The following is a 15,426-nucleotide window of genomic DNA, read 5'->3' as shown; positions in this document are numbered from 1 at the left end:
GGGACCCCCGTTGATCGTTGTTGTAAGCACCTGCTTACAACGTACGACCCGGTCACGGATCGCGTCAACGTGATCACCGAAAGCAGCCGCGTTACCGTGTCCGCCTGAACCAGAGGGGGAACGGTGACCGGACGGCAACGGCGTCGCCGCGATGCGACGGCTACCCGGCGGGCCCTGCTCGACGCGGCCGAACAGCTTTTCGCCGAGCGTGGCTTCGACCGCACCACGGTGCGCGAGATCGCCCGGCAGGCGGACGCGAACCAGGCGCTGCTCTTCCGCTACTTCGGCTCGAAGGAAGCCCTGTTCGAGGCCGTGGTCGCCCGGCGGGGCAGGCAGCGGCTGGCCAAGGGCGCGCCGGAGACCCTGGTCGAGGACACGCTGCGCGGCATCCTGGCGCGGGAGTCGACGGCGCACCACTCGCTGGAAACCCTGCTCCGCTCCACCGGCAACGACAACGCCGCCGCCACGATCCGGCGCGAGGTGGGCGAGGAGTACAGCCACGCGCTGGCAGGCCTGACCGAGGCGGGCGACGCCGAACTACGGGCCGACCTGGTGCTCGCGTGGATCCTGGGCATCGGCCTGCTGCGGCACATCGCCCAGAAGGACCCCTTGGCCGACGCCGACCCGGACGAGGTGGTCGACCTCGTCCTGGCCCCGGCCCGCACCCTCCTCGAACGCTCCGGCTGACGTCTAGCGGGCGTCGAGCGTCCGGCGGGTTTCGGCTTCCGGCACCATGAGCGGGTCCAGCGCCGGGTGGAGGTCGGCCGCGCGGCGCCAGTGCTCGTCGGCGTCCGTGTCCCTGGCGTCCGAGGCGGCCACGTTGCCGAGGCCGGTTTCGGCCCGGGCGGCTTCGTAGGTGCTGCCGCATTCGAGGCTCCGGTCGCGCGCGGCCAGGTAAGCGGCCGTTGCCTCGGGCAGGCGGCCTGCCAGGTGGTGGATGTGCGCCCGTGCGTTCAACGTCATCGCGGCGTCCATGTCGAGGCCGAGCCGTTCGAAGGCGTCCAGCGCGTCGCCGGTGTTGCGTAGCGCGCTCGCATAGTCGGCCAGCGCGGTCTCGACGATCGCGATGCCGCGCGTGGTGATCGCGGCGTTGCGCTGGTTGCCGGTCTGCTCGTAGAACTCGCGCGCCGCGAGCAGCCCGCGCAACGCCGCTTCGTGGTCACCTCGGTAGTGCTCGACCCAGGCGAGATTGCTCAGTCCGGTGTGGACACCGTGCTGATCGTCGAGCCGTTGGTACAGAACCAGTGCGCGGCGGTAGCTTTCGGCGGCTTCGTCGAGTTCACCGCGATCGCTGAACGCCATGCCGAGATTGTTCAGCGTGGTCGCCTCGGCCCAGCCGTCACCGTCCGCGCGGGCGGAATCCGCCGCCCGGCGGCAGGTTTCGATCCACGGATCCCAGAGCTTGGCGAGGAAGAAGTAACCACGCAGGGCGAACGCGAGCCGCCAGCAGTGCGCGTGGAAGCCGCGTTCCCCGGCCAGCAGGCAAAGCGCGACCAGGTTCGGCCATTCCTCGCGCAACCACGCGACGGCCGCCGCTTCGTCGTGGATCTCCGGCGCGGGTGGTTCCGGATCGAAGGCGAATTCCGGCCGGAACCGCTGGGGCGCGACGAAGCGATCAGCGCGCATGGCGGCGAAGAGACCGGCGTCGAGCAACCGGTTCAACGCGGCATCGCGTTCCGGCGCGGGGAGTTCGGCATCGGCTTGGGCACGGACAAACGTGCGGAGCAGGTCATGCATTCGGTACCGTCCGTCGAGTTCGCTGAGCAGGTGGGTGGCGAGCAGGTGCTCGAGCGCGCCCTCCACCTCGGCCCCGGCGAGCGCGGCGGCGGCCCAGTGACCGATTTCGGTACCGGGAAACAGGGTGAGCAGCACGAGCAGGCGCCGTCGTGGCGCCGGAAGGTCTTCGCAGGAGAGCCGGAACGCGGCGGCGACGTCACGTTCGCCGTCGTCGAGCACCGCCAGCCGGGCCGGTTCGTCGGCCAGGCGCCGGTTCAGGTCGGTCACCCGCCACGAGGGCCGGGTGCGGAGCTTGGCCGCGGCGATCCGGACGGCCAGCGGCAACCGGCCGCAGCGTTCGACCACCGAGCCGATCTCCGCGCTCGCCCCGTCACGCGGGCAGACCGCGCGGAACAGGGCGACGGCTTCAGCCGGTGAAGGCAGGTCGAGCGCGACGTGGTGCGCTTCGTCCAGTGCCGCGAGCTGGTGCCGGCTGGTGACCAGCACCCGGCAGGCCGGTTCGGCGGGCAGCAGCAGCCGGACCTGTTCGGCGCTGCGGGCGTTGTCCAGCACCAGCAGCAGTTCCCGGCCGCGGGTGCGGTCGCGGAACAACGCGGCGCGGTCGTCGGTGTCGCCGGGGATCTGCTCGCCGCGCACCCCGAGCAGCCGGAGGAACCGGTCGAGCGCCGCCCCGGCGCCGACCGGGGTCGCGCCCGGGGTGTGCCCGCGCAGATCGAGGAACAGCGTGCCGTCGGCGAAGCCGCCCTGGATCCGGTGCGCCGCGCGGATGGCGAGCGCGGTCTTGCCGACTCCCGCCATCCCGTGCACCACGCACAGCGGTGGCCCACCGAAAACCGGTTTCTCCAGTGCGGCCTCGATTTCGGCAAGCTCGGCCGCGCGCCCGACGAACTGCGCGGTGGCCGGCGGCAGGGTGGACAGCGCGGTCCCCGGTGCCACCGGGAGCGGCACCAGCTCGGCCAGCGTGCCGCCCGAGCCGAGTTCGGTGTCGCACAGCCCGGCCATCGTGCGGTTCGGCTTGGCCGCCCCGGTTTCGACCTTGCTGAGATAACCCTTGCTGTAGTGCACCCTGGCGGCCAGCTCGGTCAGGGAAAGTCCCGCTTCCAGGCGGAGCCTGCGCAGCTCCGCGCCGAACGCCGGTTCGCCAGCCATGCCACTCCCGCCCTCGCCCCGGGATCATTATGGCCGGTGCGGCACGGGGACGACAGCGCTCAGTCCGCACCGTGCACCGAAATCCCGGTGGGCGCCGCGGGGGCGGAGGCGGCGGGTTCCCCGGTCAACGCGACACCGGCCACCACACCGAGCGCGGTGAGCCAGACCGCGATCCGGAACAGGGTGGACAGCGGGCAAAGGATCTTCATGACCACTCCAGTGCTAGTCGGAAGATCCCAGCGTCGCCTCCGGAGTGCTTGTCGCAGAAGGGGTTTCGTGTTTCCAGCTGGACAGGAAACGCGCCCGGTCGCCCAGGCCGAGCCGATGGTACGTGGCCACCGCGTCGTGCAACAGCCGCCGGCCCTCTCCGTGACGGCCCGCCATGGTCAGGCACCGCCCGAGCCCGGACTGCGCGTCCGCGATGGACATCGCCGCGCCGATCTGCCCGGCGAGTTCGAGCGCGTCGGTGAAATCGCGTTCGGCGGCGGCCAGGTCGCCCAGGTCCAGCCGGATGCTGCCGAGGCGGCAGAGCACCTCCGCGTGCCCGGCCCGGTCCCCGCCGAACAACTCCCGCGCCTGTGCCAGCGCGGTGAGCGCGGCTTCGAAGTCCGCGGTGGCGTGCCGCACGCCGCCCAGATAGGTCAGCGCGTTGGCCTGGCCGTTGGGCGAACCGACCTCGCGGTAGATCTCGAGTGCCTCGGTCAGGCAGCTGATCGAGTTCCGGTAGTCGCCGAGCGCGACCGCGGTCCGCCCGAGATTGCACAGCGAATGCGCGCGGCCGATGCGGTCGCCGAGTTCGGTGTGCAGCACCAGCGCCCGGCCGTGCTTGATCGCGGCGGCCTCGTACTGGCCGAGGCTGTGCTGGACGCGGCCCAGGTTGTTCAGCGACTGCGCCTGACCCAGCCGGTCGCCCAGCTTGCGGTAACCGGCGTAGGCGTGGCGATGGTGCTCCAGCGCGGTGTCGAAGTTGCCGGTGCGGTGCTGCAACCGCCCCATCGTGGTCAGTGTGTGCGCCTGGCCCTGGCGGTCGCCGAGTTCGAGGTAGAGGTGGTAGGCCAGGGTGACCCCGGCGCCCGCTTCGCCGTAGTTGCCGCTGCGGCCCTGCACGTTGGCCAGCCGGTCCAGCGAATGCGCCTGCCCGAGCCGGTTCCCCAGCTTGCCGAACAGGCGGTAGGCCTCGGTCAGGCAGGTGATCGCCGCCTCGAAGTTCTCCACGCGGTAGTACACGTGCCCCAGCTCGATCAGCACGTGCCCGGTGCCCGGCCGCTCGCGGTGCTCGTCGTACAGCTTGAGCGCGTGGGTGAAGGTGGCGATGGCGGCCGGGTAGTCACCGCGCCGGTAGTGGGCACGGCCGAGTTCGGTCAGCGCCTGCGCGTGCCCGAGCGGATCGCCCAGCTCGCCGAACAGGTCGCAGGCACGCGTGAGCCCCGTGGTCGCCGTCTCGTAGTCGCCGGTGAGCACCTGCATCGCGCCGAGATCGGTCAGCGCCCACGCCTCGCCGGTGGGACAGCCGTTGCGGCTCGCCACGCGCACGGCCGTCCGGTGGATCGCCAGCGCGCGATCCCAGTGGCCGTGCCGGCGCAGGAACGGGTGCAGCGCGTGCGACAGGCAGACCGCGTACTCGGTGAACCCGTTCGTGGTGGCGTTTTCCACGCAGACCGCGAAGTTCGTCAGCTCGGCGGCCAGCCATTCCGCGGCTCGGCGGTCCGAGCGCAGGTCGGGCTTGCTCGCGGGCCGGTCGAAGGCGACGGCGTAGGGCGGCTTGCGGTGCGGGGCCATCGCCGCCCCGGCCTCGGCCGCGGTGTGGGCGTAGTACCCCAGCAGGCGGCCGAGCGCCGCGGAATCCTCGCTGGCCAGCGATTCCGCGTACTGCCGGATCAGGTCGTGCAGCCGGTAGCGGCCGGGGCTCGGTTCGTCGATCAGGTGGTTCAGGTACAGCGTGTCGAGGCGGAACCGGGTCTCGTACGGGTCGGCGTCGTCGAGCGCGGCGGCGGCGTAGACGTCGAACTCGGTGCCGGGGTGCAGTCCCAGCCTGCGGAAGAGGCGCTGCTGCCCGGCGGTGAGATCCCGGTACGACAGGTCGAAGGCGGCACGCACCGACCGGCTGCCCGCGGAGAGCTCGCCGAGCCGGTCGCGGGAGCCGGTCAGCTGCTCGGCCAGGTAGTCCACGGTCCAGCTCGGATGGCTGCGCAACCGCCCGGCGGTCAGCGCGATGGCCAGCGGCAGGCGGCCGCACAACTGCATCAGTTCCGCCACCGCGGTGCGGTCGTACCGCTCGGGCGGGGTCCTGGTCAGCCGGAAGAACATCTCCCGCGACTCGTCGACGGTGAGCAGGCCGAGGGTGAGCGGGTGCAGGTCGTCGAGCCCGGCGAGCCGCTGGCGGCTGGTGAGCACCACCAGCACGCCCGGCGCACCCGGCAGCAGCGGCCGCACCTGGTCGTGGTTGGCCGCGTTGTCCAGCAGGAGCAGCACCTTCTTGCCGGACATCCGGTCGCGCCACATCCCGGCGCGTTCGTCCAGCCCGGCCGGGATCTGCTGGGCGGCCACCCCGCAGGCCAGCAGCAGCGCCTGCAGCGCGTCGGCCGGGTCCACCGGGCGCTGGGCGGCACAGTGCCCGTGCAGGTCGAGGAAGTAGAGGCCGTCCGGGTAGCGGCCGGCCAGCCGGTGCGCGAGGTGGATGGCGAAGGCGGTCTTGCCGACGCCGGGCATGCCGTCGACGGCGAAGATGGTCACCGACTCGGCCGCCCGGCTGGCCGGTTCGGTGACCGCGGTGAGCAGTTCCTCCAGTTCACCACCACGGCCGGTGAAGGCCGGCACGTCCCTGGGCAGGGTCACCGTGGTGGCCAGCAGCGGCTGCGGTGTGGTGCCCGGCACCGGCAGCAGGCCCGGTCGCGGGCCCAGTTCGGGACGGGGGTGCGTCGGCCGTCCGTGGAACAGGCGCAGCAGTTCCTCGATACCGCTGCCGGACAGTTCGGTGACCAGGAAATGGTCGGCGCAGCGGGGCTGGAGGAAGTGCGGTATTTCGGCGATCGAGCGGCCGGGCAGGACCACCGGGAACAGTTTGCGGACCCAGGTTTCGCGATCGGAGTGCAGCCGGTCGCGCAGTTCGGCCGCCTCGCTGCGGACCCCCGGATTGCGGTGGCATGCGCCGATTCCGTCCCCGGCGGACCGATATCCCGGTGACGCTATCACCACCACGAAGTCGGCGAGGTCGATCTGTTCGTGCATCCACGCGTACCAATCCCGCCGTTGCCCGGTGTACCAGGCGTCGACGTGCACTTCGACGCCGAAGCCGGTGAGCAGCCCGCAGAACTGGAGCACCTGTTCCTGGTGGGCGGCGGAATCGTGCGCGTAGGAGACGAATACCCTCGGTGTTTCCGGTTCCGGGCCGGTGTCCGCGTTCGTGGCGTCCACAGGCGCCCCCTCGTTTTTCCCCTCGGTACCGGCGATGCCGGCACAGATACAGCGACGCAGCGAGGGGAACTTAGCAAGGCTTCGGCGGTGGGGCCAATTCCTCACGGAATTACACCCACGGGTACCGAAGGTCATCCGAATGTCGTAGCGCGTTCTGCACCCGGTCCCGTCGCGAAGGCCGCTGACAATCATAGGTGGCCAGTGCCGCTGCCGCGGGGTGTTCCGGTCAGTCGAAGTGGCTGAGCACGGTTTTCACCGCGTCGCCGGTGGCGGGGGTGATCCGGCGGTCTCTGGCGGCCTTGGCCAGTGCGGGGTCGGGGCGGAATTCCGGGTGGGCGGCGCTTTCGGTGGTGAGCGGCTGTTCGAGACGGTTCTTCACGGCACCGGCGAGGCGCAGGAGGCTGGCTTCGAAGTCGTTGAGGGTTTCGGGGGGTTCGCTGGTGGCGGTGCTGGAGGGGAGTGGCACACGCCGGTAGTCGGTGCGCGGGTGGGAAAGCAGGCGCAGTGCGGCCAGCGGATCATTCGCGTCGCGGTCACGGGCGGTGAGCGGCGGCAGTTCGGGGGCGAACCGGTTCCGCACCATTTTCGGGATCGACGCGTGTTCGTAGAAAGTGGTGTCGATGGTGCCTTTCGGAATGAGCGGGGAGATGGCCACCGCCGGTACCCGGACGCCGCTGAGCCGGAAATCGAATCCGTTCTCCGCCGGGGCCAGTGGGCTCAGGCCCTGCCTCGCCGGCACGTGGTCGAAGAAACCGCCGTGTTCGTCGTAGGTGATCAGGAACAGGGTCTTCGCGAAAACCGCGGGATTGGTGACGAGCGCGTTGTAGATCCGCGCGATCAGGGCTTCTCCACCGACGAAACTGGCTGCGCTGGTGAGGTTGTTCGCGGGGTGCTGGCTGTTGCCGGGACCCAGGCCGTAACCGTGGTCGGGTTCGACGAACGAATAGGCGGGCAGCGCGTCGTTCTCGATGTGCTCGAGCAGGTCACGCATGCCGTGGAAGTTGTCCCGCGTATCGGCCCAGAGCTTCCAGAACGCCCACACCTGGGCGATTCCGTCGTGGTAGACCGCCCAGCGGTGACCGGCGCCGGACAACTGCTCGAAAATGGTGCGCTCGCCGTAGAAGCGGGGTTCGATGTCGACCGTGCCGCCGGAGGTCGCCGCGTGTGCGAAGTTGCGGTTCGGCCAGGTCTCGCCGGGCACCGACGCGAACCACCCGGTGAGCACGGCGAACTCCTTGGCCAGCGTGGACAGCACCGGCGTCTCGGATTCGGGCAGGCAGCGCATGATGTCGGTGGCCCGCGCGGGAATCGGGGCGGGGCGGCCGGTGAGCCGGCGCCAGAACCGGGCGAGCGGCCCGTTCCTGCCTGGGCGGCCGAGGGTGTCCGCATAGGACTGGATGAACCCGCGCATCCGCGGCAGGCCGGGGGTGTTGCCGTAGATCTGCTTGAGCACGGCTTCGTGTGCGTGCCCGGGATCGGTGCCCAGCGCGGCGGTCGCGTCCGGGGTGGCGGGCACCAGTTCGCTGCGCCGGGCGGCCGGGTCGGCCGGGCACAGCGCCCCGGCGGCCCCCTCGTACCCGGGATCGGGGTGGTCGAGGAACCCGAGCACGTGGTCGAAGGACCGGTTCTCCAGCATCAGCACGATGACGTGTTCGACGTGTTCGGCTTGCGCGTTCACACCCGCTGAGTCGCCCGCGGCGCGGCCCGTGTGACGGGAAGGCGGCTCCCGGGGCGGAAGTTCACCCCGGAAGCCACCTCTTCGCGCGGGCCTCAGCCGGTGACGTCCAGGTGCGCGGGAACCGGCGTGGGCTTGGGGGCCTTGCCACCCGGCTGCGGCTTGTCACCGCCCGGCTTGGTCGGCGGTTCCGGGGTGTCACCGGGGGACTTGGCGCAGGTGGCCGACGCGATGTCCAGCGTCTGCGTCTGGCCGAGCAGCTTGGCCGACACCGCGGTCACGGTGAGCGTGCCGTCGTCGTTCTTGGTCTGCTTGTTCACCACCAGCTCCAGCAGCGGGGCCAGCGGCACGGTGGTGTTCGGCGGCACCTGGTCGAGCTTGACCGCCTTGCCGCCGACCTTCAGGTTCGCGATCGAGACCGACCCCTTGCCGTCACGGCAGTCGGCCTTGATCACCTCGGCGCTGACCCCGGGCAGGGTGGCCGCCGCGGGCAGCGTGGCGAGGTCCAGCGAGAGACCGGCGACGCTGGACTGGGCGTGGCCTGGCTTCACCTCGGCGTTCAGCGCCTTCGCGCTGACCAGCGACGGGCCGGAAGTCGGCAGCGCCACCGAAGCGAGCGACTCCTGTCCGGGCCCGGAAACCGATGGCGTGCGCGGGATCTTGACCAGACCGGACGCGGCGATGGCGTACGCGGACTCGGCCGGGGCGGCCCCGGCGGGTGAAGCGGTGAAGGCCAGGCAGGCGGCCACCGAGCAGGCGAGCACACCGGTTGTACGTGGGGACAAGGAAACTACCTCCGTAATCAGGGGGACTAGGTGATCAGCACGACGGTGCCGAGTGGCAGCTCCACGAGGCGGTCCAGCGCCTCGCGGGTGACCCGGATACACCCGTCGCTGGTGGCCTTGCCGACGAAGCTGTCGTCCGGCCAGGTGTGCAGGCCGACCGTGCCCGGTCCGCCGCCGAAGGTCTCGTGCGAGTCGGAATGGCTGCTCAGCGGCAGCACGATCGGGCTGTAGGTGTTCACGCTCTCCTCGATCGAGGCGAGGATGAACGCGCGGCCGGTGGGTGTGGCGTGCTCCGGCTTGCCGATGCCGACGGTCCACGAACCGGTCGGCTTGCCCGCTTCGAGGATCTCCAGGCGGAACTCGTCGAGGTCCACGGTGACCTGGAAGTCGTTGTGCGCCGATTCGACGGCGTCCGGGGTGGCGTGCAGCCAGCCGGTGGCGCCGTTCGGGCGGGCCGGGAGCAGTACCTGCGCCCAGTCGCCCTGCCGCGCGATCACCGGCACCCAGGTCGGCGAGCCGATCTGGGTCTGGGGCAGCCGGGCGATCGGCTCCGCGCCGGGCGCGCGGTAGACCACCGCGTCCGCCTTGGGGTGCAGCACCTCGCCACCGGTGGGGAGGGTGGGGGACGGGTCCGCCGGCGCGGAGGTCAGCTCGCCGAAGGTGTTCGCCTCGGGCAGCGCGGCGAGCGCTTCGGGGGACGGCGGTGGCGGGGCCGCGGGGGCGGCGGCCCCGCCACCATCGTCACCGGTGGTGCCGCAGCCGGCGAGCACCACCAGCACCAGCGCGATGAGCGCGAGCACCGCATGAGGGCGCGCGCCACCGCGGAAGGTCTTCAGATCGGTCATCAGGGTCTGTCCTTGCGCAGAGTCATCCGCAACGGGATGCGAATCCGGGACGGCCATTGCTAACACCACGGCAGTGCGTCAATCAATGCACACGATCCGTATTCGAATCGCGGCTGCCTGCGGTTTTGCCGAGTTTCCCCAGGTCGTGACCGCTTCGCGGGTTCACTCGATCGGGGCGGAAAAACCATTTCCGTAACGCCGGGAAAAAACACACTCTGCGTATCTGTCGCTGCGTCCATTCCGGAGAGTCGACGGCAATTCGACCCCCGAGGTGATCACGCGCAGTGCCCAAGTGCTACGGTCATCTAGTGTCTTAGTTGAGTAGAACAACCTGGAGGTGGCCATGATCGAGTTCCGGGTCGACCGGGCCGTCGGCCTCCCGGCGTACCTGCAGCTGGTCCGCCAGGTCAGGGAGGCGCTGCGGCTCGGCTGGCTGCGCCCGGGCGATCGGCTGCCCACGGTGCGGGACGTGGTCGCCAGCAGCGGGGTCAACGCCAACACCGTGCTCAAGGCGTACCGCGAGCTGGAGCACGCGGGGCTGGTGGAGGCCCGTCAGGGATCGGGCACCTTCGTCAAGGCCTCGCTCGGTTCGGCCGATCCCGCGGTGCTGGCCGGTCTCCGTGACCGGCTCACCGAATGGGTGACGGCGGCGCGGGCGGCGGGGCTGGAGGACGAGGACGTGGACGCACTGGTGCGAGCGGCGCTCGCCGAGAACCAGGCCGAGGACGAGCAGGAGGGCTCATGAGAGCGGTGGTGGACAAGGCGGGCACGGTGATCGGGGTGGAGCGCCTGGCAAAGGGCTTTCGCCGGTCGCCGTGGCGGGGCGGGGTGAACGAAGCGTTGCGGGACTGCTCCTTCGAGCTGCCCGCGGGAAAGGTGGCCGCGCTGGTCGGTGCGAACGGCGCGGGCAAGACCACGCTGCTCACCGTGCTCGCCGGCTTGCTGGCCACCGACGCCGGGGAGGTGGCGGTCGCCGGGCGTACTTCGTTCGTCGCGCAGGACAAGCCGGTTTACCGGCACCTGACGGCGCTGGACATGCTCGCCGTCGGCGCCCGGCTGAACCTGGTCTGGGACCAGGACCGGGCGCGGTCGTGGCTCGACCGGTTCCGCGTGCCGCTGGACCGGCCGTGCGGCAAGTTGTCCGGCGGGCAGCGTTCGCAGGTCGCCTTCGCGGTCGCGCTCGGTTCGCGGCCGGACGTGCTGCTGCTCGACGAGCCGCTGTCCGAACTGGATCCGCTGGTCCGCCGCGAGGTGATGGCCGAACTGCTGGTCGGGGTCGAGGCGACCGGGATGACCGTGGTGCTGTCCACGCACGTGGTCGGTGAACTGAGCGGGGTGGCCGACCACCTGCTGTTGCTCGCCGGCGGGCAGCTGGTGCTCGCCGGGGAACTGGACGACCTGCTCGCCCGGCACGTCCGCTACACCGGCCCGCGCGCGGACGCCCCGCCGGGACCGGGCACCGTGCTCGACGCCAACCACCAGGCGCGGCAGTCGAGCTTCCTGGTCGAACTGCCCGGCGGTGCGCCGCGCGGGATCGCCGAGCCGTGGACCGTGCGGCCGGTGAACGTCGAAGAACTGGTGCTGGCGCGGCTCGCGCGCCGGGGGGAGTGAAGATGACCGTCACCATCGAGCGGGGCGCGACCTCGAGAAGCCGGGTCGGCTGGTCCGGCCTGCTCTGGCTCACCTGGCGGCAGCATCGCGCGCTGCTGCTCACCTCGATCCTGCTGACGCTGGCGGGTATCGCGCTCGCGTGGTCGATGACCGGGCTGCTCGCGGCGCGAGGCGAGCCGACGCTGCCCATCCTCGGCTTCGACACGATGGCCGACCCGGCGCGCTGGGTACTGCTGGCGGAGCAGGGGTTCGGCGTGTTCATCGCGGTGTTCTGGGCGGCGCCGCTGATTTCGCTGGAGTACGAGCGGCGGACGAATCTCCTGGCGTGGAGCCAGGACGTGTCCCCGCTGCGCTGGCTCGCGGGCAAGCTCGCGCTGCTGGTACCGATGGCGGTGGTGCTCGCGGTGGCGGTCGGCTTCACCGGCAAGGCGGTGTCCGACTACTACAACGAGATGGAGTTCAATTTCAGCATCGAGTTCATGGCGGCCTTCGAGGCGTCACCGGCGATCCAGGCCGGGTACGTGTTGTTCGGCTTCGCGCTCGGACTGGTGCTGAGCGCGCTCACCCGCCGCACGGTGCTGTCGATGGCGCTGACCCTGGGGATCTACGCGGTGGTGCGCTTCGCGCTGACTCCGTTGCGCCTGCACTACTTGCCGACCCTGCGGGGTTTCAGGCCCTTCAACGGGCCTGGCGGCGGGGAGACGCGGAACGACGACCTCTGGGTCGACTCCGGATACCTGAACTCCACCGGGGAGAAGGTCGACTTCCCGCAGGCGTGCCTCGGCCTGCCGCCCGGTCCGCCGGACGCGGCCAAGAAGTGCATGCTCGAAAACGGGATCACGGGCACTTTCCACGACTACCAGCCCGCGACCAGGGTGCCGATGCTGCAGCTCATCGAATTCGGCATCTTCGCCGTGCTGGCGGCTGCGCTGTTCGTGGTTCTCCGGCGGGTGATGCGCCGCGCCTAGCTCTGGGGGTGCACCCTGGCGGCGCGCGTGGTTGGGTGACCGGCATGACCTCTGCTGACCAGCGGGAGCTGGAACGCGCGCTCGGCGTGCCGGTCACCCCGTGGCGGCGGCCGGGGGAGTTCCACAACCAGCACTTCCGCGCGGACGGGATCTTCGTCAAGGTCCTGGACAACCCGGTGTGCCACCGCCACGCGATCCAGGCGGCGCCGCTCGCCGAGGAGCTGGTGCCGCGCACACCGCGGCTGCTCGGGCACGGCGAGCTGGGGCCGGATCGCTGGTGGCTGTCCTACGAATGGGTCGAGCTGGCCCCGTTCGACCCGGTGCCCCAGGCGGTCGAGACGGCGGGGGAGATGCTCGGCCGCCTGCACCGGGCCTCGGCCGCGCGCGACCTCGGTGACCGGCTGGAGCACCTGGACCTGCGCACCGAGATCGAGCACCGGCTGTCCGTGCTGGACCGGATCGACGGTGACGCCGCGGCCAGGGTGCGGAGGGTGCGCGCGGACTTCGACGGCGTCGAGCTGACCGGGGAACCGGTGCTGCTGCACGGAGACGTGCACTGGAAGAACTTCGGCGTGGACGCCGACGGCGCGATCTGGTGGTTCGACTGGGAGGACGCCGGGTACGGGCACCCACTGCTCGGTTTCGGGAAACTGGCGGACTTCCCGCTGACCGAACCGGCCGTGCGCGAGCACTTCCTGCGTGGTTACCACCGGCACGCCGAACCGGTGTACCCGTGGCCGGAAGCGATGTCACTGGTCCGGCTGCACACCGCGACCGGCGTGCTGGTCTACGCGCTCGCGCGGGACCTGCCGAAGTTCGCGCAGCAGGGTTACGCCCTGCTCGACGCCCTCGAAACCCCGTAGGCCTCCACGTCGAAGCCACGCGAATGCCGGGTGACGATCACCGAGCGCGCGGCAGCGGCCAGCATCAGCAGCACGCCGAGGTTCTCGCCCAGTTCCTCGGCGTGATAGGTGAGCACGTACAGCGGCCCGCTTTCGTCCGCGGCGATCAGCAGGCCCTGCAACGCTTCGCCGCCGAGGGCCGCGGCGAGCAGGAGCGCGCAGCCGCCGGCCATGCACCAGCGGGCGGCGCCGCGCAGCCGGACCGCGAGCAGCAGCAGCGCGGTGGCCACCACCGCGCCGGCGACGATGCCGGGAAGCAGCCAGTAGAACGGGAAACCGTCCTCGTAGGTGACCAGCTGCCTGCCGATGCGGTCGAGGCGTTCGTGCAGCTGGGTGTGGTCGTCGAGGGAGAGCGCGCCGAGCATGAGCGCGCTGCCGAACCACGCCCACGCCCCGCGCAGGCCCCTGGCGCGGGCGAGCAGCCCGACGGCCAGGTGCGCGACGGTCGCGGTGACCAGCAGCCCGGTGCTCCACCAGGTCGGCAGATTGCCCTCGACAAAAACGTCCAGATAGAGCTGCACCTCACCGCGGTCGTTGGTCAACGGGTGGTCGATCAGCGCGGGCACGGCCATGCTCGCCACGTTCAGCGCGACGGTGATCGCGAGCACCACCCAGCCCGGCTTGCGGAAGCGCACCAGCCGGAACTGCGTCGTGGTCTCAGCACTGGACATACCGGGCAGATTAGGCAGCGGGACGCGGGTTCCGGTCCTGGATGAAAGTTCTCTCATCCACCGCTCACCGAGCCGTCATGCGAGGTCAGGACGGTGTACCGGGTGAGTACCGAGTTGAGCCTGCTCACCGGGGAACCGGCGGGCGAGATGCTGACCGTGGTGGTCGGCGAGGCGGGCGGCACGCTGCTGCGGTGGTCCGCCACGCAGGTCGACCACCAGCCCCGCGGCCGGACCACGGTCGGGTACACCGCGCGCGTGCGCTGGGGTGACGGCACCGAGACCGGTGAGACCTTCGGCGCCTGCTCCGGCCCGCTGCCCGACGGGGTGGTCCGGCTGAGCGACGGGGTCACCGACATCGGCGTGTGGCGGTTCCCGTTCGACCCCGAACTTCCCGCGCTGCCAACGGCTTTCGACGCGGTGAGCATGCGACGACTGGTCGAGGGTGCCGGACTCCGCTGCGACGGCGAAGTCCGGCTGCGCGTGCGGTCATACCGGCCGCGGCGGCGCGCGGTGATCGAGGTGACCACGCCCGACCGCCGCCAGGTCTTCGTCAAGGTGGTGCGCCCGTCGCGGGCCCGTGCGCTGCACGAACGGCACCGGCTGGCGGCCTTGGCCGCGGTGCCGCAGTCGCTCGGCTGGACCGGCGACGGGCTGGTGCTGCTGGCCGGGCTGCCCGGCCGGACACTGCGGCAGGCGCTGCTCACCGAGGACTCCGTCGCGCTGGACGCCGACAGCGTGGTGTCCGCTTTGGACGCTCTGCCAACCGGGCTGGCGACCGGTGAGCGCCGCCGGACCTGGGGGCAGAAGGCCGGGCACTACGCCGAGGTGATTGCCGCGGCAGCACCGGAATTCGCCGCGAGGGCAAGGGAAATCGCGCGGGCCGTGGACCACGACCGTCCACAAGGGCCGGACGTTCCGGTGCACGGCGACCTGTACGAGAACCAGCTGATGGTGCGGGACGGCCGGGTGACCGGCCTGCTCGACATCGACGGTGCCGGACGCGGGGAACGGCTCGACGACGCAGGTTGCCTGCTCGGCCACCTCGCCGTGCTCGCCCAGCTGCAACCGATCAGGGCGACTTCGATCCTGGGCGTGGGCACCGCGCTGGAGGAGCGGTTCACCGCGGACCTCGACCCGGCCGCACTGGCCGGCCGGGCGGCCGCCGTGGTGCTTTCGCTGGCCACCGGGCCGCACCGCGTGCAGGAACCGGGGTGGCGGCAGCAGACCGCCGCGCGGCTCGCGCTCGCGGAGCGGCTCCTGGATGAAAAGTCCTTCACCCGCGGTGCGGCCCTGGCTTCATCTTCGGGCGGCATCGTGGATCTTGTCAGCACAGAGAAGGAGTGATCGATGAACAAGCGACCGTGGATCATCGCCGGGGCGACCATCGCGCTGGCCGGCTTCGGCACCGCGGTGGCCGCCGCCGACGGCGGCACCGCGCTCAACGACCCGCAGCCGGCGCCGGTGGTGCAGCAGGTCGACGGGGCGGGCGCGGCCCCGGCCGCGGTGGACCAGTCGCCGGAGTCCGCCGACTCGCCCGCCGCTTCGCCGGTGGACTCGGCCGACTCCGCCGCGGACTCGCCCGACGACGTGGCGAACCAGCAGCAGGCCAACGGGACGGACACGGCGAACACCGCCAACACCCCGGACACCGCCGACAGCCCCAACTAGG

14 protein-coding genes are annotated in these 15,426 nt (G+C 71.2%); 7 read left to right on the top strand and 7 right to left on the bottom strand.

The genetic code is table 11. The features are described from left to right. Positions 1 to 123: 123 nt before the first annotated feature. Positions 124 to 687: a TetR/AcrR family transcriptional regulator gene (locus YIM_RS28290; RefSeq protein WP_153033222.1), complete on the top strand. Its 564-nt coding sequence runs from the start codon at positions 124 to 126 to the stop codon at positions 685 to 687. A 3-nt stretch (positions 688 to 690) separates the two neighbouring features. Here the strand turns inward: YIM_RS28290 and YIM_RS28285 are convergent, their stop codons facing one another. From YIM_RS28285 to YIM_RS28260, 6 genes are all read right to left on the bottom strand, one after another. Next, positions 691 to 2,886 (bottom strand): tetratricopeptide repeat protein, encoded by a 2,196-nt coding sequence (locus tag YIM_RS28285; protein ID WP_153033221.1) that lies wholly within the window; start codon positions 2,884 to 2,886, stop codon positions 691 to 693. 59 nt (positions 2,887 to 2,945) lie between these two features. Then, positions 2,946 to 3,095 (bottom strand): hypothetical protein, encoded by a 150-nt coding sequence (locus YIM_RS28280; protein ID WP_153033220.1) that lies wholly within the window; start codon positions 3,093 to 3,095, stop codon positions 2,946 to 2,948. A gap of 13 nt (positions 3,096 to 3,108) precedes the next feature. Beyond that, complete coding sequence (locus tag YIM_RS28275) at positions 3,109 to 6,300, bottom strand: tetratricopeptide repeat protein (protein WP_194239778.1); 3,192 nt, start codon at positions 6,298 to 6,300, stop codon at positions 3,109 to 3,111. A 226-nt stretch (positions 6,301 to 6,526) separates the two neighbouring features. After that, a complete protein-coding gene (locus YIM_RS28270) occupies positions 6,527 to 7,978 on the bottom strand; it encodes an alkaline phosphatase family protein (RefSeq protein WP_153033218.1) in 1,452 nt (483 codons plus the stop codon). A gap of 92 nt (positions 7,979 to 8,070) precedes the next feature. Continuing rightward, positions 8,071 to 8,760, bottom strand: coding sequence for a choice-of-anchor P family protein (locus YIM_RS28265; RefSeq protein ID WP_228004063.1), 690 nt, complete (start codon positions 8,758 to 8,760; stop codon positions 8,071 to 8,073). A 26-nt stretch (positions 8,761 to 8,786) separates the two neighbouring features. Beyond that, positions 8,787 to 9,605: a L,D-transpeptidase gene (locus YIM_RS28260; protein WP_153033217.1), complete on the bottom strand. Its 819-nt coding sequence runs from the start codon at positions 9,603 to 9,605 to the stop codon at positions 8,787 to 8,789. 343 nt (positions 9,606 to 9,948) lie between these two features. Between YIM_RS28260 and YIM_RS28255 the strand changes: the two genes are divergently transcribed. Genes YIM_RS28255 through YIM_RS28240 form a run of 4 tightly spaced genes read left to right on the top strand, consistent with a single transcriptional unit; the run spans position 9,949 to position 13,047 of the window. Next, positions 9,949 to 10,350 carry a GntR family transcriptional regulator gene (locus tag YIM_RS28255; RefSeq protein ID WP_153033216.1) on the top strand — a complete coding sequence of 134 codons (402 nt, stop codon included), beginning with the start codon at positions 9,949 to 9,951 and terminating at the stop codon, positions 10,348 to 10,350. After that, entirely contained in the window at positions 10,347 to 11,216 is an 870-nt protein-coding gene (locus YIM_RS28250) for an ABC transporter ATP-binding protein (protein WP_153033215.1), read from the top strand. Before YIM_RS28255 ends, YIM_RS28250 begins: the two co-directional genes overlap by 4 nt. Positions 11,217 to 11,218: 2 nt before the next feature. Further along, the gene (locus tag YIM_RS28245) at positions 11,219 to 12,184 is read left to right on the top strand and encodes an ABC transporter permease subunit (RefSeq protein WP_153033214.1); all 966 of its coding nucleotides are present in this window, start codon (positions 11,219 to 11,221) and stop codon (positions 12,182 to 12,184) included. A 44-nt stretch (positions 12,185 to 12,228) separates the two neighbouring features. Beyond that, positions 12,229 to 13,047, top strand: a complete 819-nt coding sequence (locus YIM_RS28240; protein WP_153033213.1) for an aminoglycoside phosphotransferase family protein — start codon at positions 12,229 to 12,231, stop codon at positions 13,045 to 13,047. Here the strand turns inward: YIM_RS28240 and YIM_RS28235 are convergent. Further along, a complete protein-coding gene (locus YIM_RS28235; protein ID WP_228004062.1) occupies positions 13,014 to 13,757 on the bottom strand; it encodes a hypothetical protein in 744 nt (247 codons plus the stop codon). The two genes, YIM_RS28240 and YIM_RS28235, sit on opposite strands and share 34 nt — an antisense overlap. Before the next feature lie 102 nt (positions 13,758 to 13,859). On the opposite strand from YIM_RS28235, the gene YIM_RS28230 reads away from it, so the two are divergent. Together YIM_RS28230 and YIM_RS28225 are read left to right on the top strand one after the other, a co-directional pair. Next, entirely contained in the window at positions 13,860 to 15,101 is a 1,242-nt protein-coding gene (locus YIM_RS28230) for a phosphotransferase (RefSeq protein WP_153033211.1), read from the top strand. A 3-nt stretch (positions 15,102 to 15,104) separates the two neighbouring features. Then, entirely contained in the window at positions 15,105 to 15,425 is a 321-nt protein-coding gene (locus tag YIM_RS28225; protein WP_153033210.1) for a hypothetical protein, read from the top strand. Position 15,426: the final 1 nt, after the last annotated feature.

It is taken from the genome of Amycolatopsis sp. YIM 10 (assembly GCF_009429145.1).
Classification (GTDB): Bacteria; Actinomycetota; Actinomycetes; order Mycobacteriales; family Pseudonocardiaceae; genus Amycolatopsis.
The sequence above is the reverse complement of the archived record's forward strand: the minus strand, read 5'-3'. Positions and strand labels throughout refer to the sequence as shown.